The 21577-nt window shown below is 48.8% G+C and carries 16 protein-coding genes; 3 read left to right on the top strand and 13 right to left on the bottom strand.

Annotation, left to right across the window (positions count from 1 at the left end; translation table 11 throughout):
• Window positions 1-359: 359 nt before the first annotated feature.
• The 11 genes from B147_RS0122125 to B147_RS0122185 all read right to left on the bottom strand — a co-directional run bounded on the left by B147_RS0122125 (window position 360) and on the right by B147_RS0122185 (window position 16653).
• On the bottom strand, window positions 360-1196 hold the full coding sequence (locus B147_RS0122125) for an FAD/NAD(P)-binding protein (RefSeq protein ID WP_020589393.1): 837 nt from the start codon (window positions 1194-1196) through the stop codon (window positions 360-362).
• A 13-nt stretch (window positions 1197-1209) separates the two neighbouring features.
• Entirely contained in the window at window positions 1210-2259 is a 1050-nt protein-coding gene (locus tag B147_RS0122130; protein WP_020589394.1) for a 4Fe-4S dicluster domain-containing protein, read from the bottom strand.
• A 179-nt stretch (window positions 2260-2438) separates the two neighbouring features.
• Window positions 2439-3386 carry a 4Fe-4S dicluster domain-containing protein gene (locus tag B147_RS0122135; RefSeq protein WP_020589395.1) on the bottom strand — a complete coding sequence of 316 codons (948 nt, stop codon included), beginning with the start codon at window positions 3384-3386 and terminating at the stop codon, window positions 2439-2441.
• 10 nt (window positions 3387-3396) lie between these two features.
• Window positions 3397-3819 (bottom strand): hydrogenase iron-sulfur subunit, encoded by a 423-nt coding sequence (locus tag B147_RS31375; RefSeq protein WP_157237997.1) that lies wholly within the window; start codon window positions 3817-3819, stop codon window positions 3397-3399.
• 108 nt (window positions 3820-3927) lie between these two features.
• The gene (locus B147_RS0122150) at window positions 3928-8364 is read right to left on the bottom strand and encodes an FAD-dependent oxidoreductase (protein ID WP_157237998.1); all 4437 of its coding nucleotides are present in this window, start codon (window positions 8362-8364) and stop codon (window positions 3928-3930) included.
• Window positions 8365-8922: 558 nt separating this feature from the next.
• Window positions 8923-9351 (bottom strand): hydrogenase iron-sulfur subunit, encoded by a 429-nt coding sequence (locus B147_RS0122160; RefSeq protein ID WP_020589400.1) that lies wholly within the window; start codon window positions 9349-9351, stop codon window positions 8923-8925.
• A 16-nt stretch (window positions 9352-9367) separates the two neighbouring features.
• Complete coding sequence (locus tag B147_RS0122165) at window positions 9368-13828, bottom strand: FAD-dependent oxidoreductase (RefSeq protein ID WP_020589401.1); 4461 nt, start codon at window positions 13826-13828, stop codon at window positions 9368-9370.
• Window positions 13829-14224: 396 nt separating this feature from the next.
• The gene (locus B147_RS0122170; RefSeq protein ID WP_020589402.1) at window positions 14225-14824 is read right to left on the bottom strand and encodes a GNA1162 family protein; all 600 of its coding nucleotides are present in this window, start codon (window positions 14822-14824) and stop codon (window positions 14225-14227) included.
• Window positions 14825-14912: 88 nt separating this feature from the next.
• Window positions 14913-15356 carry a DUF4810 domain-containing protein gene (locus tag B147_RS0122175; RefSeq protein WP_020589403.1) on the bottom strand — a complete coding sequence of 148 codons (444 nt, stop codon included), beginning with the start codon at window positions 15354-15356 and terminating at the stop codon, window positions 14913-14915.
• Window positions 15344-15655, bottom strand: a complete 312-nt coding sequence (locus B147_RS29260; protein WP_020589404.1) for a hypothetical protein — start codon at window positions 15653-15655, stop codon at window positions 15344-15346. The genes B147_RS0122175 and B147_RS29260 overlap by 13 nt, the downstream gene beginning before the upstream one ends.
• 20 nt (window positions 15656-15675) lie before the next feature.
• On the bottom strand, window positions 15676-16653 hold the full coding sequence (locus B147_RS0122185) for a CsgG/HfaB family protein (protein ID WP_020589405.1): 978 nt from the start codon (window positions 16651-16653) through the stop codon (window positions 15676-15678).
• A gap of 271 nt (window positions 16654-16924) precedes the next feature.
• Between B147_RS0122185 and B147_RS0122190 the strand changes: the two genes are divergently transcribed.
• From B147_RS0122190 to B147_RS29270, 3 genes are read left to right on the top strand one after another with little or no spacing between them, the layout of a single operon-like run.
• Window positions 16925-17662 (top strand): TetR/AcrR family transcriptional regulator, encoded by a 738-nt coding sequence (locus tag B147_RS0122190; RefSeq protein ID WP_020589406.1) that lies wholly within the window; start codon window positions 16925-16927, stop codon window positions 17660-17662.
• Window positions 17652-18944 (top strand): ABC1 kinase family protein, encoded by a 1293-nt coding sequence (locus B147_RS29265; RefSeq protein ID WP_020589407.1) that lies wholly within the window; start codon window positions 17652-17654, stop codon window positions 18942-18944. The genes B147_RS0122190 and B147_RS29265 overlap by 11 nt, the downstream gene beginning before the upstream one ends.
• A gap of 54 nt (window positions 18945-18998) precedes the next feature.
• Complete coding sequence (locus B147_RS29270) at window positions 18999-19502, top strand: pyridoxamine 5'-phosphate oxidase family protein (RefSeq protein ID WP_020589408.1); 504 nt, start codon at window positions 18999-19001, stop codon at window positions 19500-19502.
• 32 nt (window positions 19503-19534) lie between these two features.
• Here the strand turns inward: B147_RS29270 and B147_RS0122205 are convergent, their stop codons facing one another.
• Together B147_RS0122205 and B147_RS30680 are read right to left on the bottom strand one after the other, a co-directional pair.
• Window positions 19535-20383 carry an HDOD domain-containing protein gene (locus B147_RS0122205; protein WP_020589409.1) on the bottom strand — a complete coding sequence of 283 codons (849 nt, stop codon included), beginning with the start codon at window positions 20381-20383 and terminating at the stop codon, window positions 19535-19537.
• Between the two features lie 11 nt (window positions 20384-20394).
• Entirely contained in the window at window positions 20395-21486 is a 1092-nt protein-coding gene (locus B147_RS30680; protein ID WP_020589410.1) for a pentapeptide repeat-containing protein, read from the bottom strand.
• Window positions 21487-21577 lie beyond the last annotated feature (91 nt).

Consider the following 21577-nt stretch of genomic DNA (forward strand, 5'->3'; position numbering starts at 1 on the left):
GGCGCTGGAACTTGTCAAAATTCAGGGACTGTATTCGCTTTTTGAGGACTGAAATGTGCGTCATTTTGGCTCCTTGAGTAAAATTTTTCAAGGCGCGCAAAAATTTTTACGCACATTTGTCAACAAAAAAATGACTGTTTTTTCAATAAATTTAGCTGTTTTTTACATGCAAAAAACTAACCGGACACTACTGAAAAAAAGTAGAAGTTTATATTTCAAATATAGAACAAGGGGTGGAAGATGCTTTTGGGACTGATCGAAATTTTCAGAACAGGATGGGTTGGTTGAAAAGATGAACAGGACAAACAACAATTCAATGTCCAATATCCTGTCCATCTCTATCAGAATGATCGGCTTAGTTACTCATTGGGAAGCGCATTTAACTCTTTTAGGGTAAACACCGGACCGTCTTTACAAACAAATTTGTCACCGAGATTGCAGCGACCGCAGATACCGATGCCGCACTTCATCCGCTTTTCCAGGGAGTTGATAATGTGATCGTGGGCATACCCGAGTTTATCAAGCACCGGTTGGGTGAATTTAATCATAATCGGGGGGCCGCAGACAATGGCATATGTATTGTCATCTGCCGGTGGCGCTTTCTCTGCCGCAATATTGGGCACAAATCCGACATTATACTTCCAGTCGGGATCATCCGTGGCGTCCACGGTGATGTGCATTTTAATGTCCCCGGCAGCTTCCCAGGCTTTAAGTTCATCTTGATATAGTAACAGGCCCGGAGATCTTGCCCCGTAGATGACGTTGATTTCACCGAACTTATCGCGGTTTTCCAGCATGTATACGATGGATGATCGCAGGGTGGTAAATGCAAACCCGCCGCCGATGATCACTACGTTTTTGCCTTCAAGGGTCTCCCATGGATAGCTGTTTCCCAAAGGACCCCGGATACCCATGATATCTCCGGCCTTCATGTTGTGTAAATATTCGGTCACTAATCCGGTTTTATTAACCGTGAACTTTACAAATCCCTTTTCCGTGGGAGATGAGGCAATGCCGATGGGGATCTCGCCTTTACCGGTGATTGAGAGTTCTGCAAATTGCCCGGCCTGGTAAGAAAACTTCTCCTCATCCTCGGGATTTAAAAAGACAAACTTGAATGTCTTTAAATTCTTATCCTCTGTTTCCGTAATGATTTCATCAATCCGGACAGGATATGGCAAATATGGATTCTGCACAGTATCTCTCCTTTTACGCTTCCTGGGGTGCAGGCGTATAGTTTTTCATGATTTCACAGACCTCTCTGATGTCGATGTTGACCGGACACAGCTGAATACATCTGCCGCAACCGACACACTGCACACCGGCGTCATACTTATCAACGTAATACTTGAGCTTGTGCATGAACCGCTGTCTGACACGCTGGACTTTATTGGGTCTTGGATTATGGCCGGAACCCTCAAGGGTAAAAAGCGTGTACATGCAGCTGTCCCAGTTACGAATACGCTTGCCTTCAGTTCCCTTGACTTCATCTTGAATATCAAAGCACCAGCAGGTGGGACAGCTATAGGTACAGGTCCCGCAATTTAAGCAGGAAAACCCGATTTGATCCCAGAAATCCGCTTCGAACAGATCAGTTGTTTTCTTCTCTTTCAACCCGTCCGTTGAGATTTGGGCTGTGATTTTCTCTTCGGCAGCTGTCTTGCGTGATTCAAAATCAAAATCCGCATCTGCTGACCAACCCGCTGCAACGGCCAGATCTTCCCCTTTTTTTGTCAGTATTCTGGCAAAGAAGTCATCGCCTTCTTTTACCAGCAATAGATCCAGCCCCTCTTCGTTATAGGGGCCGCATCCAACAGACGTACAAAAACAGGTTGTTAAAGGCTCATCACAGGCATAGCCCACCAAAGTCGTCTCTTCATACGGTTCCACCCAGAACGGGTCCTTATACTCAGGAGAGTCAAAATTACGCCGTACCAGTTTGAAGGAAGCAGCATCACAAGGGCGGACACCCACAACAGCTCTTGGCTTTTCGCCTTTCAGTTCCACTTGTTTCATGATGTGATGGTCCGGTTTGGATTCATCTAAGGTATAGGTGAACATGGTCTGGCTTTGGGGATAAATCACAGACTTTACGGAAAGCCTGGTGTTCCCATTCCCCAGTACAGGGGTTTCACCGGCATTCAACTCTTTGAATTCAAAATCGTCTTTGTCCGGCATCGGGCCGAACAACCGATAACTTTCTTTGAGTTTTTCCAGCCCCTGTTCCCAATCTTTTTTTTCGATTTTTATAGTCTTCATCAGTAAATTGACCTTATCAAAAATATGTTTTGTTTAATCCCTTACCTAAAACCGCGCGTTTGGATGAAAAGTTGCCCAGATGCAAGGCGCAGAAAAATTTGTAACCGGAGCAACCTTATGGTTGTGAGGATTGCAATTTTTTTTGCAACGCCGCAGGTGGGTGACTTTTCGTTCAAACACTATTTGATAAATCCATTCGGGTCTTTGGGATTAAACGCATCAAGGGGGGGGCGCTCATCAAGTGTGAGACCCGCCTGCCAGTCAAACATTTCCAGGCAGTCCTTTTCCAGTTTTTTGGTGAATTCTCTCATATTGATTCCCATGGGGCAGGCCCGTTCGCACGCACCGCAATCGGTGCATCTTCCGGCACAATGATAGGCGCGCAGGAAATGAAACGTCCGTGTATCGTTGGGATCATCACCTTTGCCGATCCACTGGGGTTTGGATTCATCCACAAAGCAGGTCGGGCAATAACAAAGCGGGCAGGCATTGCGGCAGGCATAACAGCGAATGCAATTGGACAGCAGATCTTCAAAATGCTGCCACTTATCATCGGTTGACATCGCTTCCACTTGGCGCACATCTTCGTATCTGTCCACATCGGTCAGCTCGGGTACTTCCGGTGCCACCAGTTCATCATACATCACGGGATTACGGTGGGCACAAACGGCGCAGTTTTTTTGGAGAATCTCATCTTTGGTAAAAGATGTTTCAGCATCCTTGCCTTTAACAATAACGGTATCGCCCTGTTCAACGACATCCACAATTTCAAAATCCACGATGTTGTTGACTTTCCTGCGGTCGATCATTCCCGTACAGGGCACGCCGAGGATCACCAGCTGTTCCCGTTTGATTTTGTTCTCAATAATATGGGTGGTAATGCTTCGTGAATCGCACCCTTTGGCCACGACAGCAATCTTTTCCTTGCGGTCGGTCAAATAATTGGTCAGGTTGATGCCGCAATTGCTGTCCCACACCAGGTTTTTAACGTCATCCGGGTGCTTGGCCATGTATGGCTCATTTGACATGGGCAGCGTTCCCTTTTGGAAACCGATGACCATGTCCACTTTTTTTTCTTCCAGAAGCTTCAAGGACAACGCTCTGATTTTCTCTGTGTACTCTAACATGTTGGTTCCTCTATCCGGCTTTCTTTACAAATTTGTTTATGGGCCCCAGAGCCTTTACGGATTCGGTTACCGTATGAACCACATCGATAAACTTACCGGCCTCTGCAGATGAGATCCATGAGAAATGGAGCCTATCCCGTTCAATCCCCATGTGCTCCATCATATTTGCCAGTAATACGAACTTCCGACGCGCAAAATAATTACCTTCCAGGTAATGGCAGTCTCCGGGGTGTCAGCCGGAGACCCAGATCCCGTCGGCACCCTTCATGAACGCGGAAAGTATGAACTTTGGGGACATCCTGCCGGAGCAGGGAATTCGAACGACCCGGATATTGGAGGGGTACTGCATCCGGCTCACCCCAGCCAGGTCTGCAGCCCCGTAACTGCACCAGTTACAGAGAAACGCTATGATTTTTGGTTCCCAATCTGACATTGTCTTTTTTCTCCTTCACTTATGTGATTTAGGGCGATCAAGGCCTGTATAAAGCTGATGGCATCCATCATGACCGCCCCATTTTTATTCTTTTTATTTATGCAATGGTTAAATCGCCTCAATCATTGCAAATATCTGGTCGTTGTCATAACCGTTGAGCCGGATTGCACCTGAACGGCAGGACGATACGCACAGTCCGCATCCTTTACACAGGGCGGAATTGATCTCCGATTTTCCTGCAAATCTTCCCTCTTCTATAAAGGATGGTGCAGAGTAGGGGCAAATCGCCACACACGACCCACAGCTGCTGCATGTCATGGGATCAATGGCTGCCACCTCGCCGTTTGTGGTCACTGTCCCTTGAGCCAGCAACGCCACCGCTCTGGACGCCGCCGCTTTCCCCTGGGCTACTGCTTCATCAATGGGTTTGGGATAATGGGCGAGGCCTGACAGAAATACACCGTCGGTTGCAAATTCCGAGGGTCCCAGTTTAGCGTGTCTTTCAATGAAGAAATATTCATCGTTCATGGGCACCTTGAAGAATTGTGCTAATTGTTCTTCTTTGTTCGGAACAATGGCCGTGGCCAGTGTCAGGATGTCCGCTTCAATCTCCACCGGCTGACCCAGTACATGATCAATCGTCTTGATTGTTACGCAATCGTCGCCGGCCGTAACCGCGGGTTTATTGTCAACGGAGTAGCGCATGAAAATAACACCCGCTTTCCTGGCTTCGATGTACTTTCTTTCCCGTTCGCCGTAGGTTCTGATATCTCTATACAGGATAAATACATTGGCGTCCGGGTTGCGTTTTTTAATTTCCAACGCACTTTCCACCGAATGGGTACAACATACCCTGGAGCAATAGGGCCTGTCCGGTTCCCTGGAACCCACGCACTGGATAAATACCGCACACCCCACTGAATTCACCATGGGATCATCGGTCAGCATTTTCCGATCCAGATCCAGGCTGGTGAGAACTCTTGGGCTTTGACCATAGGCATATTCATTGGGTTTATATTCCGTTGCACCGGTGGATATGTTGGCGATGCCATGCTCAACCACCTCGTCCCCATCTTTTGATGAAATGACGGATTTGAAGTTCCCCACAAATCCATTCACTTCCGAGATGGTACTGCCCAGATGAACGTTGATTTTCTCTTCAGAGGACACCTGCTCAATGATGTCATTGAGCATTTCCTGGACGTTTTCGCCTTTCCAGGTTTTATATAGATTGAGAGCCTGTCCGCCCAGCCGGTCTTCCTTTTCAACCAGATGGGTATAGTAGCCCTGCCTTGCTAAACTCAAGGCTGTGGACATACCGGCAATCCCGCCGCCTAGGACCAACGCATGCTGATCCACATCCAGTTTGGCCTCCTGCAGCGGGGCTTTCAAACCGACCTTGGTCACGGACATGCGGATCAGCTCCTTGGCTTTTTCAGTGGCCAGAGCGGGGTTGGCTTTATGAACCCAGGACACATGGTTTCTGATATTCACCATCTCAAACAGGTACTTGTTTAATCCGGCGTTAATCAGCGTTTCCTGGAACAGCGGCTCATGGGTTTTGGGGGTACAGGCGGCCACGACAATCCGGTTCAAGTTATGCTTTTTGATAATCTCAGTCATCTTGGCCTGGGTGTCCTGGGAACAGGAATAGAGATTACTTTCCACATATTCAACAAATGGTAATGTTTTCACATACTCATTGACGGCCTGAATATCCACAACCCCGGCGATATTCGCCCCGCAGTGGCAGACAAACGCGCCGATTCTGGGGCGTTCGCCAATTACGTTTATTTCCGGAACAGCTTCTTTGGTTTTCGTTAATGTGTTCCGGGCCGAAGCAAGGATTTCGCCTGCTGCCGTGGCCGCGGCACTGGCATCCACAACAGCCTGGGGAATGTCTTTGGGGCCCTGAAAAGCGCCGCAGACAAAAACACCCGGCCGTGTTGTCTGCACAGGGTTCATGGATGTGGTCCGGGCAAAGTTGCCTGGTGTCAGTCCAATGTCGAATTTTGCCGCCAGTTCTATAAGTTCCGGAGATGTCTCCAGACCCACAGAGAGGACAATCATATCCATGGTATCGACAACCATCTGCCCGTCTTCACTCACATAGCTGATCTCCAGATCACCGGCATCCCCCACAGGTTTGATGGTATGAACGCGGGATCGGATAAACTTCACGCCATGCTTGTCGCGGGCATCGTTATAGTATTTTTCGAACTCTTTGCCAAAGGTTCGCATATCCATATAGAAGATGGAGACATCCAGATCAGGATCATGCTCCTTGGCGATCACCGCTTCCTTGATGGCATACATACAGCATACGGATGAACAATGCGCATTGTCACATCGATTCATATCGCGGGAGCCCACACACTGAAACCAGGCAATTTTCTTGGGGACCTTATGATCTGACGGGCGAACCACATGACCTTCCGTGGGTCCGGACGCAGATAACAAGCGTTCAAATTGCAATGATGTGACGACATTGGGATGGATCCCAAATCCGTAAAAATCCAATTTGCCCGGATCGTAAGGTGAGAAGCCTGAAGCAATGACAACAGACCCCACATTCAGCGGCACTTCACAATCTTTTTGCTTATGGGTCTCTAGGGTAAGCGCGCCTGCACCACATGCCTTCACACACTCCAGACACTCACAGCAAACCATGCAGTTAATACATTTATTGGCTTCCTGGCGTGCCTGTTCTTCGGTAAATCCCAGTTCAACTTCGGTAAACCCTGATTTACGTTGATCCATGGGGATACGCGCCATGTGAGAACGGGCAACTTTTTTGGCCTTTTTCGGAATGTCGTTGAAATTCTGCTGGGGAATTTCAAGTTTTTCCCGGCCCGCCTTCATATCTTCGCCTTTCAAGAAGCGCGCGATGGAGATGGCCGCTTCCCGGCCCGCCCCGACAGCCGCAATGGCAATGGATGCGCCGGTCTGGGCATCCCCGCCTGCAAATACGCCTTCACGGGAGGTTTGGTAGGTGATTGGATCCACGTCGAAATCGCCCCATTTGTTGAGCGCGATGCCGTCTTCTTCTTTGAGAAAGGATGCATCGGTTTTCTGACCGATTGCGGGGATCAAAACGTCAGCGTCCACAATAAATTCACTGCCTTCAACGGGAACCGGTCTTCTTCTGCCGCTCTTGTCGGGTTCGCCCAGTTCCATTTGAATGCACTTTACGCCTGTCAGCTTACCGTTTTCCGCAACCACCTCAACCGGTGCTCTGAGGAATTGAATATCCACATCTTCTTCTTTGGCATCTTCAATCTCTTCATCACGCGCCGGCATTTCAGCTTCGGTTCTTCGATAGAGCATGCTGACCTTGTCAGCGCCCATCCTCAAGGCTGTTCTTGCCGCATCAATAGCCACGTCACCCCCGCCGACAATGGCGACGTTTCCTCTAATCTCTTTCATGTCACCCAGGGCGGCGTCCCTTAAAAATTTTACACCGGGAATAACGCCGTCGACGTCCTCTTCACCGGGAATGCCGAGCTTCATATCCCTATGGCAGCCAATGCCGAAGAAAATCGATTTGAAACCGTCTTCCATGAGGCTGTCCACGGTGATGTCCTTGCCCATGGCGGTGTTATACTTGATTTCAACACCCAGTTTTTGAATCCACGCGATCTCTTTTTCGAGAACGGAAGGGGGCAGTCTGTAATCGGGAATACCGACTCTCAACATACCGCCACCTACAGGCAGGGCTTCGAAGATAGTAACTTTAAAACCTTCCAGAGCCAGAAAGTAAGCGGCGGTCAGTCCGGCAGGGCCTGCACCGATGATGGCCACTTTTTCATCTCGGGGTGTAATCTGGGGCACGTCCAGGTCATTGATATCCACCTGGTCGGCGGCAAACCGCTTCAAGGTGCAAATGGACAGGGGTGAATCCACTTCACCTCTTCGGCAGGCATCCTCACACGGATGCGGACAAATCCTGCCGATGACACCCGGCATGGGCAGCGTGCGGGTGATGACCTCCATGGCCTCTTTATACTTGCCCTGGCCGATCATCGAGACGTATCCATGTGCATTTACGGAACCTGGGCACGCGTTGGTACAAGGTGACTTGTCCTTTTTACTGATTGAATATGCGCCGGGTACCGCCTGGGCATAGGGTTTGAAAACAGCGGTTCTGTTGCCCATGTCCTGCTCAAAATCACTGGACAAACTGACGGGACAGGCTGCTGAACAATCCCCACAACCCGTACATTTATCAACATCAATGTAACGGGCTTTCTGGTTTAATGTGACGGAGAAATTACCTGCTTCCCCGGAGATTTCTTTAATATCTGACAATGTATGTAGCTCAATGTTTAAGTGCCGGCCGACCTCGACCAGTTTTGGAGAGATAATTCACATTGCACAGTCGTTGGTGGGAAATGTCTTATCCAACTGAGACATAGCACCCCCGATTGAGGGGCTTTTTTCCACCAAGTGGACATAATATCCGGAGTCCGCCAAATCAATTGCAGATTGCATACCGGCGATACCGCCGCCCACAACCATCACCGAGCCGATTACATCTTCTGACATATTTTCATTCTCCTGTTGAGTTCATGCTTTACAAAAACGTACGTGTAAGAAGAAGCAATAGTAAGGCCAAAGAAATTCTGGAATATAAAAAACGCCTCTTTTTGTGAGGAAAAATAAGAATAAGGTGCTGATCTTGGGGAAAAAAGAAAAAATCGAACAAAATTAGAATTCCTATAAATGGTCAAACTGATGCTTCAGGGATGTGTTGTCTTTGGGTCAGAATGACCCGACGAAACGACACAGTTGAGTCAAAAGGAAACAGTTTATTTGTAAAAAATTGTAAAAAATCGAATCTTTACAGTAAGATATTGCCAGATTTCGTGATGTCAACATTATTGAAAACGAATTCATTCCAATTCGAAGCTAACTTTTATGGATTGTATGGAGTTTGGGTGTGCCTTGACCAACTTCCGATAGATAGCACGAATAAAGAAGCACCCTTTGTCAACGACAAAGGGTGCTTTGTTAAGAATTGAAACAACCGGCTGGGGCCATATTCCCATTTTTACAGGTTAACTTTTGGCCTGCAGCATTTAGATATCAATATCTCCGTTCGTTTTATGCGACCATAGCCTTCTTTACAAAATTCGTGTTCGGTCCCAAAGCCTTAATGGAAGCCGTGACTTCGGTAACCACCTCCAAAAATTTGGAAGACTCGGCAGAAGAAATCCAGGAAAACTGGACTCTTCCCGGTTCCACGCCCATGTGCTCAAGAAGCTCATTAAAAAGCAAAAATTTTCTGCGGGCATAATAATTTCCTTCCAGGTAATGGCAGTCTCCGGGATGGCAACCGGAGACCCAAACGCCGTCCGCACCTTCTTTCAAAGCGGAGAGGATAAACTTTGGGTTCATTCTTCCGGTGCATGGAATTCTGATGACACGAATATTCGGGGGATACTGAAGCCTTCCGACACCGGCAAGGTCTGCCGCGCCGTAACTGCACCAGTTACACAGAAAAGCAATGATTCTTGGTTCAAATTCAGACATATCTATACTCCTTTCGTTACGCTTCAATTAATTCCGTTCCTGAGAAGATCTGGGCAAAGATCTGATCATTGTCAAACCCATGCAGGTGAATTGCACCGGACCGGCAGGAGCCGACACAGAGCCCACAGCCTTTGCAAAGTACCGGATTGACTTCTGCTTTTCCCTGGAAACGGCCTTCAAGTATGAATGACGGTGCGGAATAGGGACATATGGCAACACAAACCCCGCAACTGCCGCAAAGCATGGGGTCGGTTTGGGCAATGGTGCCGCTGGTGTATATGTTTTCCCTTGCAAGCAGGGTGACGGCTCTGGATGAAGCGGCCTTTCCCTGGGCCACGGCTTCTTCAATGGGTTTGGGGTAATGGGCAAGTCCGCACAAAAAAACCCCGTCTGTGGCAAATTCGGAAGGACCGAGTTTGGCATGACGTTCCACAAAGAATCCGTCATCATTGAGCGGTACTTTAAAGAATTGGGCCAGTTTCTCATCCCGATGGGGAACAATGGCAGAGGCCAGGGTCAAAATATCCGTGTCGATTTTCAGGGGAACACCAAGCACATGGTCTTTTACCGTGACATAAAGGGAATCTCCCTCGATTTCCACAACCGGTTTTTCTTCCACTTTGTAGCGGATAAAAATAACCCCGTTGTCCCTTGCTTTGGTATAGGCCAGTTCTTTTTCGCCATAGGTCCTGATATCCCGGTAAAGCACGTACACATTCATATCGGGATTTCGTTTCTTAAGTTCCAGTGCATTTTCAACGCTGTGGGTACAGCAGACACGCGAGCAGTAGGGCCTTTCTTCATCTCTTGAACCCACACACTGGATAAATACGGCGGATTGGGCGGTTTCCAATACCGGATCATTGGAAAGAAATTTTTTGTCCAGTTCAAGGCTGGTCAAAATTCTCGGATCTTTTCCATAGGCGTATTCCACCGGCGTCATCTCTTTGGCTCCGGTGGCAATCACTGCGATACCATGGTCGATTTTTGACTCGGCACCGTTTGTGGAAAGTTCTGATACATAGTTCCCCACAAACCCTTCCACATTTTCAAGGGTGGTGTTCAGGTGAACTGTGATATTCTGCTCACCGTTTACCTGGCTGATCAGATCCTGTAGTTCGGTCTGAATGTCTTCCCCTTTGACGGTCTTAAAAAGATTCAGGGCTTGTCCGCCAAGCACGCCTTCCCGCTCAATCAAATGGGTTTCATATCCCTGGCGCGCAAGACTCAGTGCCGATGACATCCCGGAGATGCCGCCGCCCAGAACCATGGCCGCCTGACCCACCTGAAGTTTTGCCTCTTTCAGGGGCTGCATGAGGCCCACTTTTGCCACGCTCATTCTCACCAGGTCTTTTGCTTTTTCCGTGGCACCCGCCGGATCGTCTTTATGCACCCAGGATGCATGGTTCCTGATGTTGACCATTTCAAACAGATATTTGTTCAAGCCGGAATTAATAAGCGTTTCCTGGAAGAGCGGTTCATGGGTTTTGGGCGTACAAGCCGCCACCACGACCCGGTTTAAATTCTTTTCCTTGATGACTTCCACCATGCTGTCCTGGGTATCCTGGGAGCAGGTGTACATGTTGTTTGTCACATATTCGACAAAGGGAAGGGTTGCCGCGTAATCCCGGACAGCGGGTACATCCACAACGCCGTTGATGTTGATACCGCAGTTGCAGACAAAGACACCGATTCTCGGGCGTTCGTTGACCACGTTGATTTCGGGCACAACCTCCTTTTCCTTGGTGAGGGTATGGCGGGCCGCTCCCAGGATTTCTCCTGCGGCTGCAGCCGCCGCACTGGAATCCACAACCGATTGGGGAATGTCTCTGGGCCCCTGGAAGGCACCGCAAACATAAATACCGTCTTTTGAGGTATTGACCGGCGTGAAAGAACCGGTGTCGGCAAAATTGGAGGGAGTCAGTTCCACACCCAGTTTTTTGGCAAGATCAACGGTTTCAGGTGGGGTTTCAAGGCCTACCGAAAGCACGACCATGTCATAAACTTCTTTGATGAGTTTGCCGTCTTCACTGCTGTAGGAAAGTTCCAGATCTGTGGTGCCCTGTACTTCTATGACTGAGTGAACACGGCTTTTAACAAAATTAACCGCATGCTTGTCTTTGGCTGTATCGTAGAACCGCTCAAAATCCTTACCGTGGGTTCTCATATCCATGTAAAAAATGGAGCAGTCAAGCGCATATGGCGCGTGTTCTTTTGCAATCACCGCCTCTTTGATGGCATACATACAGCAGACCGATGAGCAGTGGCCATTTCCGCAGCGGTTTTGATCCCTTGACCCGATACACTGGAGCCAGGCAATTCTCTTGGGCTCTTTATGATCAGACGGTCTGACCAGATGACCGCCAAAGGGACCGGATGCGGAAAGGATTCTTTCAAACTCCATGGAGGTGACCACGTTGGGCGCCTTCTTATATCCCAGAAAATCCATGGGAGACGGGTCAAACGGCGTAAAGCCCGGCGAAAGAATGATTGATCCCACGGCAAGTTTGAGCTGTTCGTCCTTTTCCATGTGGGTAATGGGGGTAAGCGCGCCGGCCCCACAGGCTTTGGTGCATTCGAGACATTCACAGCAGACCATGCAGTTCAGACATTTGTCTGCTTCGGCTTTGGCCTGTTCTTCGGTGAATCCCAGTTCCACTTCGGTCATGCCGGATTTGCGTTGATCCATGGGGATACGGGCCATATGTAGCCTAGGTTTGGATTCAACATTTGCCGGAATCGGATTGAAGTCTTTTTGGGGGACATCTACTTTTTCCCTGCCCTCAGCCATATCTTCGCCGTTAATATACCGGGTAATGGATATGGCGGCTTCACGGCCGGCTGCAACGGCTGCAATGGCAATGGAGGCGCCGGTCTGGCCGTCACCACCGGCAAATACACCGGGTTTCCCAGTCATGTAGGTGATCGGATCAACGTCAATATTGCGCCATTTATTTATTTCAACCCCGTCCACATTATCAAGGCATGCGGAATCGGTCTGCTGTCCGATGGCCGGGATGATTACATCCGCATCCAGGACAAACTCGCTGCCTTCAACCGGAACCGGTCTTCTTCTGCCCGAGGCATCGGGTTTGCCAAGTTCCATACGGATGCATTCAATGCCGACAACTTTACCGTCTTTTTCAACCACTTTGCCCGGTGCAGTCAGATATTGGATATCAATGTCTTCTTCAATGGCATCTTCGATCTCTTCATTGCGGGCCGGCATTTCGTCGCGGGTTCTTCTGTAAAGGATGCAGATGTTGTCGGCGCCCAGGCGAACTGAAGTCCTGGCCGCGTCAATGGCCACGTCACCACCACCGATGATCACCACATTGCCTTTCAGTTCAGTGAGATTTCCAAGGGCCGTGTCTCTGAGCATATCTACGCCCGGCATAACGCCTTTTGTATCTTCTCCTTCGATCCCAAGTTTCATACCGTTATGGCAGCCGATGGCAAGAAAGACTGACTTGTAGCCGTCATCCATCAAACCGTCCACAGTGATATCTTCGCCAAGGGCCGTGTCATATTGAATTTCAACTCCCAGGCGGGTGATCCAAGAAATTTCTTTATCAAGCACATTGCCGGGGAGTCTGTAATCCGGGATACCGACTTTTAACATACCGCCTGCCACGGGAAGCTTTTCGAATATTTTTACCTGAAACCCTTCAAGGGCAAGAAAATAGGCGGCCGTCAACCCGGCAGGACCAGCACCGATGATGGCGACCTTTTCTTCCCGTTTGGTGATTTCAGGCAGTGGCAGCTCATTCAAATCCACCTGATCCGCCACAAACCGTTTCAGAGTACAGATGGAAATGGGCGAATCCACTTCCCCCCTGCGGCAGGCGTCTTCACACGGATGGGGGCAGATACGGCCGATAATGCCGGGAAGGGGGAGATTTCTGGTGATTACTTCCAGTGCTTCCTTGTATTTGCCCTGGGAAACCATGGCCACATACCCATGGGCGTTCACATGGTTCGGACATTGCTGGGTACACGGGGATTTATCTTTTTTTGTGATGGAGTATGCACCGGGGACCGCCTGGGCATAGGATTTAAACGTGGCTTTCTTTTCCCCCATTCCCATGTCAAAGGCGTCAGGGAGTGTTACGGGGCAGACTTCGGCACAGTCGCCGCACCCCGTACATTTACTCAGATCAATATATCTTGCCCCTTTGTTGACCGTCACTTCAAAATTTCCGGCACTGCCTTCAAGGGCTTGGATTTCCGCGTTGGTGATCAACTCGATATTCTGATGCCGCCCGGTCTCAACAAGATAGGGGGATAAAATACACATGGAGCAATCACTGGTGGGAAATGTCTTGTCCAGTTGCGCCATCACGCCGCCGATGGCGGACGATTTTTCAACCAGATACACATAAAATCCCGACTCTGCCAAATCAAGGGCCGCCTTAATACCGGAAACACCACCACCGGCCACAAGTACGGAGCCCTGCACTACACTCTCTTTTGTCATTTAAGTTCCTCCGATGACATAAAGCATTCCAACCAAATTTGAATACGTCATTTTCCGTACGTATCTTCGGACAAGATTTTACAACATTAGCGTTCTATGCTCAGGGAGGGAGAGGGGATGGCGTTAAACCGGGTCGCCAGGCTGTCTTCGGGAGGTAGCAGAATCAGAAATAGTGATCCGACAGCAACCCTTCAGGCAACATGACGCCTACCCAACCCAGGTAGGTTAATTTAATAACTGCTCATGTAAAACCGAAGAGTTGATACATCTAATCATATTCCCTAAAATCAATTCCGAAAGCCATCTATAGCTTCGGAGGCAATCTATGTAAAAGGGATGGTTTGATTTGTCAAAATGACAATATTGATATCTTCTTCGTAAAGATATTTAAAATTCCTATTGTGTCTCGCTCTCTTCCGGCGGTGTCTGATCTATGAATTCTATATTTTGATCTTTATTGTGTTGGGGATGATATTTACCGTAAGGCAAAGAAGATATTGCCCTATAGTTCGCTTGGCGTGCATACGGGACATAATCTGCAATGGCTGTATTGACTGCGGTTACAATGGCACTTGCAATTAATCCGGCTATGCCGCCGCCTGAATTTCCGCCTGACAAATCAACGACAACTGTTCCATTATATTTCCATAGTTCCTGGTCCGTGCTTGTCGATTTTAAAACGCAATCAATGGATACGGTCAGATTGGATGCAATGACCATATAGCATAGATCCCATTTTTTTATTGTTGTAAACAACACTGCGTCCGCCCCGAAATATTCCTTAAACTTGACAAGGGGGATGTCTGTTAAAAGCTCCGAATCATAAATCCCTTCCATTTTAAGTAGTTCGGTTGTCAGCGGATAGGGAAAGGTATAATATCCCGTGTAAGCTAAAGGTTCCTGGATGGTTGTTGAATAATACTCTTTCGCGTCGGCAGCAGTGGATTCATTCATCGGGGGTAAAATGAGTATGGAAAGCGGAGATTCCTCATACATACTCGGGAATTCCTGCACTTTTGTGGTGGTTTTCGGGACACAAGAGCACAGTGATAACATCAGCAGTACTGATACGCATATACAGAATTTATTTTTCATTTTCAATTGATTCACCTTTATTTTCTAATGGTCCCTGTTCTGTTTCCGGGGCTGGAGAATCTGAATCCGAATCCGAACTGTCTCTTTTTTCTGCCATCTGCACTAGTCGTTCCATTAAAAGGCTTGATTCAGGATACTGCCTGGCTTCTGCCTGAAAAAGCGGAATTGCCTCTTTGGGTTTATTTTTTTTTATGTAAATGAATCCTAATTCGGCATAAATACCAGGCGGAACAGGTGTGTTTTGTTTGCCCGATTTAGTGATAATTTTTTCCAATACCTGTTGATGTGCGACCAGGGATTCTTCATTCTGATTTTTTTCAAAAGAATATAGTGTTTGAGAATAATCCCCAAAATAGTACATTCTTTTTTCAGCACACCCGATAAAGGCCAGGCATAAAAACCCCAAGGTTGCGCCCAATATTATTTTTGCCATGGTATCCTGATTTCCTTTGATGAACCGCTGCCTAACAGTACCTTTCTGTTTACAACCTCTGCCCCGTTTTTAATCACAATCACATGATGTTTCCCGGAGGAAATTTCGTAGTGGGCATTTTTTTCGTTGTTCAACACAATAGGCTCCAAATCATCAATGCAAACAATCGCACCAACCGTATCGCCCGTGAAATTCAGATAACTGACTTTTTCCTTCTGAATAACGGTTTCCGTAATCCCGCATCCGCAAAAAACCAAGGCACCCACGACACAAAGTATAAACAAATTTTTATGGATCATTTTTATTTTTCCTTTTTTTATTATTCTTCGATATACAAAGAGCCAAAATCCTTTGAACGGATAAATGAGTTAAAGTCTCCTTCAATAATTTTACAAAAAGAGACTTCCGCTTCCGGACTGTCCCCTGCAGAAGAAATGGTTTGGATTTTTCCTATGGTCTTTCCCGGAAGCGTAATCATCATGTTCGTCTGGGGATTTTTAACTTTTTTCCCCACTTTGATTACGCTAAAAATATCCCCCACTTTTATTTTTTGGGATGGTCCGCCGCTGATAATCAGCAAGCCCTCTTCGGCGCCAAGGATATAGGACCGCCATGGCCGGTCCAGAAGGTTCTCTATAATATTCGAAGATAAATTTGTAATTGCCGCATCAAGCGCCTTGTCATTTATTGATGAATCATATCCGGCCCTTTCGCCGACACCAAACACCGATCCTGACTCCGTGGATGCTTCTCCTTCCCCTTCTTCAGAATAAATAATTTCTCCGGTTCTTACGTCTATCAAACGGATATGAACCTTGGCAAAAGCGATCTGCCGTTTGGTCCGGCTGAAGATACCCACCTTGCCCTGATTTTTTCTCCCAAATTCAGTGACAGACCCGATTATCAGATAATCGGCCATATTTTTTAGCGGACCCATGTCTTCCATCTGCAATTCTTTAGTGATTTTGTCCAGATCGGCCCGCTCAATGAGTATAAACTTGTCTGTTTCGACAAGTTTTGAAGATAAAATATCAACAGCTTGTTTTCCTATACGGTCATTTTTATTATCTAGGAAAAAACTTTGGCCGTATTTTGTTTCATTAGAAAATCTTGCTATCGCTACTTTCCTTTTTAGACGTGTTTTGTTGCTAACGATTTTTGTTCCCTGCTTGATTGTTTTGCTGACTTTCGGCGCCTCTTTAACCTTTTTTATTTCCGTTTTATCAACCGTTGCACAGGATGAAAACAAAAACATCGCTGTAAGGATTATGCATAAACTCGGGCAGATCTTTTTCATTGAAAAACTACCTTTCATAAAAAAAATTGATCAATATCAAACCATGTTTTATCTACTTTGTAAGAATCCATTTAGGGCATATCACAGCAAATTTCTTAATTCAATCACTACCGCACTGGGACCAGAACATTATCCGCCATCATAAGTCAAAAACGTCTATGTGATTCTGATCTTAAGAAAACCGCCCCATGAAAATTTCATCTTGACTTAATAAAAAATTGATATACATTAAATACAGATTTATAAATTTTAAAGGATAATAAATCGTATTGTGAAAATCAGTCAGGAACAAAAAAAAGAGAACCGGCTAAAGCTGATCCGGGCCATGACAGATCTTGTGATTGAAAACGAAGGACCGGTCACCATGCGGGAGGTCGCCCGCAGGGCAGGTGTTGCAGACGCCACAATTTACAACTATTTCCCCACTAAAGAAGCCATCTTTTTTGCCTACTATGAGGACCATGTCAACGACGTCATAGACCAGCTTATGGCCATGGACACATTCCACACATTCAGCCTCCAGGAACAGCTTCAGACTTTGTTTGACACCAGTCTTCGCCTGTACCTGCCGGACCGGGAATTTGTGGCGGCCACCTTTAAAAAGGTCTGGCTGGCCGGAAGCGGTAATTTTGCCCGCTTTAAAGCGGTCCGATCCGGTCTTCTGGCTGCCGTCAACGACATTATTGCCGCGGCCGAAGAAGCCGGGGAGATTCCGGGGCAGGTCTTTCAGGATCTGACCGGACAGTTTTTCGCCGATGCATACATTGCCGTTGTCCTGTACTGGCTGGCCGATGGCTCAGACAAATTCAAAAATACTGATGTGCTTATGGATCAGGGGCTGGATCTGGCCTGCGCCCTTCTGAAAGCCGGTGTGGCCAACAAGTTGTTTGATATGGCCGTTTTTTTGTTCAAGCAGCATGTGCTGACCCGCTTGAGCCGGTTCTCCCCCATTGAAAAAGCCGATATCAAACCCAAACGGCGATTCATGGGAGGCCAAAATGACGAATAGTATCCCCACAGGAAAGCTTGGCCGAGCCCTGGCAGGCGGAAAGACTGCTGCCAAAACAGGCGGGGCCTTGCTCGGATATTACGCCAAACGCCCCTTTTTGTCTTCGCAGATGCGGCAGATTGAAAAGGCAAAAGCCCAGCAGGCCAGCGCCAGCGCCCTTTTTTCCGGGCTGACGCTCCTGAAAGGGACCGCCCTGAAAGTGGCTCAGCAGCTAAGCCTGGAAACAGATATGCTGCCCGAAGCAGTCTGCCGGGAATTGTCCCGGGCCTACCACCAGGTGCCGCCCATAAATAAAGCCCTGGTCAGAAAAGTGATCCAAAATGAACTTGGGGCCCCGCCGGAAGATATATTTAAATCCTTTGACCTTGAGGCGTTTGCCGCGGCCAGCCTGGGCCAGGTTCACCAGGCAACTACTGAAGAGGGCCTGTGCCTGGCTGTTAAAATTCAATATCCGGGTATTGCCGAGACCATTGAAACTGATATGGCCCTGGTTCGCCAAATGCTTCGCCCTGTGGTGCCGGGCCATCAACTGATACCGGCCCTCACGGAAGTAACGGCCCGCCTGAAAGAAGAAGTCAATTATCTTCAGGAAGCGAACAACATCACCTGTTTTAACAACCGGCTGAATATGGAAGGCGTCCGGCTACCCGATGTCCACCGGGATCTGACGACCAAATCGGTATTGAGTCTGACCCAACTGTCCGGCCAACCGCTGGATATCTGGCTGGCCGGCGGCCCAACGCAAAAGGACCGGCAGGTTGTAGCCCGGCGGCTTAACGACATTTTTCTCACAGCATTGTATGAATGCCATGTGATCCACGCAGACCCGAATTCGGGCAATTTCATCATTAACGATGATCTCAGCGTGGGCCTGGTGGATTTTGGCTGCATCAAACACCTTAGCCCTGAATTTATCGAGCAGTACAGACAGCTTGTGATATCAGCCGCCCATGACGATGAGTCTGCCCATTATCAGGTCATGATAGATATCGGGATGCTGCAGCAGAAGCAAGACAATGAAGTGGAACACGAAATCAGGACGGTGTCTGATGACATCTGCAGCTGGTTCGGAGCCCTTTACCAGACAGAAACATTTGATTTCAAGGTACACCCGAATTTCATGGCCCAGGGTAAAGCTGTAATGCAGCGATGTCAGCATCTCCACCGCCACATCAACGTTAACCCGGATTTTATTTTTCTGGAGCGCACCCGTTACGGCCTGTTCCGTCTTTTTGAGCAAATGGCGGTAAGCATACCGTTCAGAAATCCCTATGAATGGTAACAGGTTGGATGCGGGTGTTTGTTAAACCTGAATTCAAAACCAAAGGAGATTTTTATGGATACAGCACTTCAAACCCATTGGCCGGAAATCATGAAACATTTTGATGCGAGCATTCGATCCAGCCGCTTTTACACCTTTGCGACCACCACACCGGAAGGGGAGCCCCACATGGCTCCCTATGCATCTTTGATTCTCAACGATGATTGTACCGGATACTACAGCGACGTATTTCCAGGCAAAACCAGCCGCAACCTCAAGGCGGACCCGCACATCTGTATCAGTGCCGTCCGGATGGGTTTTGGTCTCTGGTTCAAAGCCCTGCTGACAGGAAGTTTCCCTTGCTGGCCTTGTATTCGGCTGTACGGCACGGTGGGCCCGTCCCGAAAAGCCGAGCCCGGAGAGATTGATCGCTGGCGCCGGCACATGAAACCCTATCGATGGATGAAAGGCTACAAGCTGCTCTGGGCGAATATCCGAACGGTCCGGGATATCCAGTTTCAACGATTTGAGCCCATTCAGCTTGGGCCGATGCCCATCAAATTAAATAATGGACTATAATTGATCCCTATTCTCTACAAGCAAGTAAAGATTTAAACAATCATCCTTGCCAGGTCCTTGGCCTTTTCAAAGGCCGGGGCGACCATGGCCTCCACCTTCTCCATTTCCAGGCTGTAAAGGGTGCCGGCCGTTTCAATGAGTTCATCCATACCCGAGTTGGTCTCCTCCTCCCTGAGGATGGCCACCAGGCGGACCGGGGCCAGGGCTTGGTAGTCCGGCACTTCAGCCCCGTGATGTCCCCGGATGGCTGCGGCAATGTTTTCGGGCAGTCCCCACTCCGAACAGATCCAGGAGGCCACCTCGGTGTGATCCCAGGGCAGCTTTTCCCGTTCCAGTTCAGCCAAATCCCCGCCTTCAAGATGCCACTTTTCAAAAATGGGGCCATAGTCTTTACTGCGGTGGCAGGCCAGAAAAGGCAGGGCAAGATCCTGGAGAAAGGCGGCGGTAAAGCATTCAGACTCCTTGGCCGGGCACAGGTACCGGGCAAGTTCGCTGGCCAGTACGGCCCGTTTGGCAGAGGCCAGCCAAAACAAGGCCGGATCATGCCACTGGCAGGCCTGTCTGGGCATGCCCTGGGCCACCCCCACCCCCAGAACCAGGGACTCCAGCTGGGAAATCCCCACCAGGGCAACTGCCTGGGTCAGGTTCTCCACCTTTTTGGTGGGTGAGAAAGCAGCCGAATTGGCGATCCTCAGCACTTTAACTGAGATGCCCGGATCCAGGGCCAGGGACTCTGCAATGGTGGCGGCAGATGAATACGGACTCCGGATTTTTTGCAAAATCTGCATCACCACGGCAGGAAAAGAGGGCAATTCATACCCCTTAAGTATTTTCTTCAACTCCGTCTTAGGACTGATTTTTTTTTTAAAAAAAGAGAACATTTAAACGTACCTCATTCAGCACGGCGTGCCATTTTATTTCCAAGGATGCTCAACAATCCCCCCAGCCCCATATACCCGGTGAGCGCCTGGAGAGAGACCACAATCTGGGCGATGAGGGACATGGGCACCGCATCCCCGTACCCCAGGGTGGTCAGGGTGACAAAACTGAAGTAGATGGGAGAAAACCAGGTAGAGTAATCCCCGTAATCAATGGCCACCTGTGTATAAATCAGGCCAAAGCCCAAGGTGGCCGCCACCAGCCAGATCAGCCAGCGCACAAGCGACCGGCCGCAGTCCGAAGTGAACCACCAGATCCAGTAGAGGATCATGTGCACCCGGCTCTGGCTTTTAAATTCGTACAGATAGTTTTCATCTGATATATACCGGCGAACCAGGTAAGCCCCTCTCAGGTCCATATCCCTGATATCCGCCCCCACCCAATTGGCTTTTTTAAAATTTTTGACCCCCAGGAGGCGGCAGCGTCTCAGATCGGCCAGGCCGAACAGGGTATGGTCCAGGTTGCTGTGCTTGAGATCTGCATCGCAAAGACTGGCCCGGGTAAATACGGCATGGCTCAGATCCGCCTCCGAGATTCTGGCCCCGGTCAAATCCGAAGCCCTGAGATCGGCCGAGCACAGCTTGGACCGGCTGAGTACAGCCTCGCTCAAGTGGGCATTGATCATGGAGACATGGGAAAGATCGGCCCCGCCGAACCCGCAGTGGCTGGCCCGGCATTCGTTCAGGCTGGCATGGGAGAGATCGACCCCGATAAATTCGCACTCGTCCAGCACCGCCATTTCCAGGCTGGCCCCGGTCAGCCGCCCGTAACTCAGATTGGACCGGCTTAAGTCCACCCGGTTCATGATGGCAAAGGACAGATCATACCCGGAAAAATCCATATTAGACAGATCCTGGTTGCCCAAATCAATGCCCCGCAGATCCAGCTTCACTGGACGGCCGGTCCCGCCGATGGGGCAAGCCTCCTTCAGCTGCCGGATCATAGCTGACCGGCGGTCGGTTCCGGATTCTGGATCCATCTCCGACCACCGCTGCCTTAAAGCGATGATCTCCTCTTGCGAAATCTGGATAGTTTTCTTGTCCATTCGTATCCGTATCGTCTGAAAATATGGGCTCTGTCCTGGTTGGGAAGCGATACCTGTTAAGTCCTTTATACACTATCGCTTCCTATAAGTT

The organism is Desulfobacter curvatus DSM 3379, assembly GCF_000373985.1.
Classification (GTDB): domain Bacteria; phylum Desulfobacterota; class Desulfobacteria; order Desulfobacterales; family Desulfobacteraceae; genus Desulfobacter; species Desulfobacter curvatus.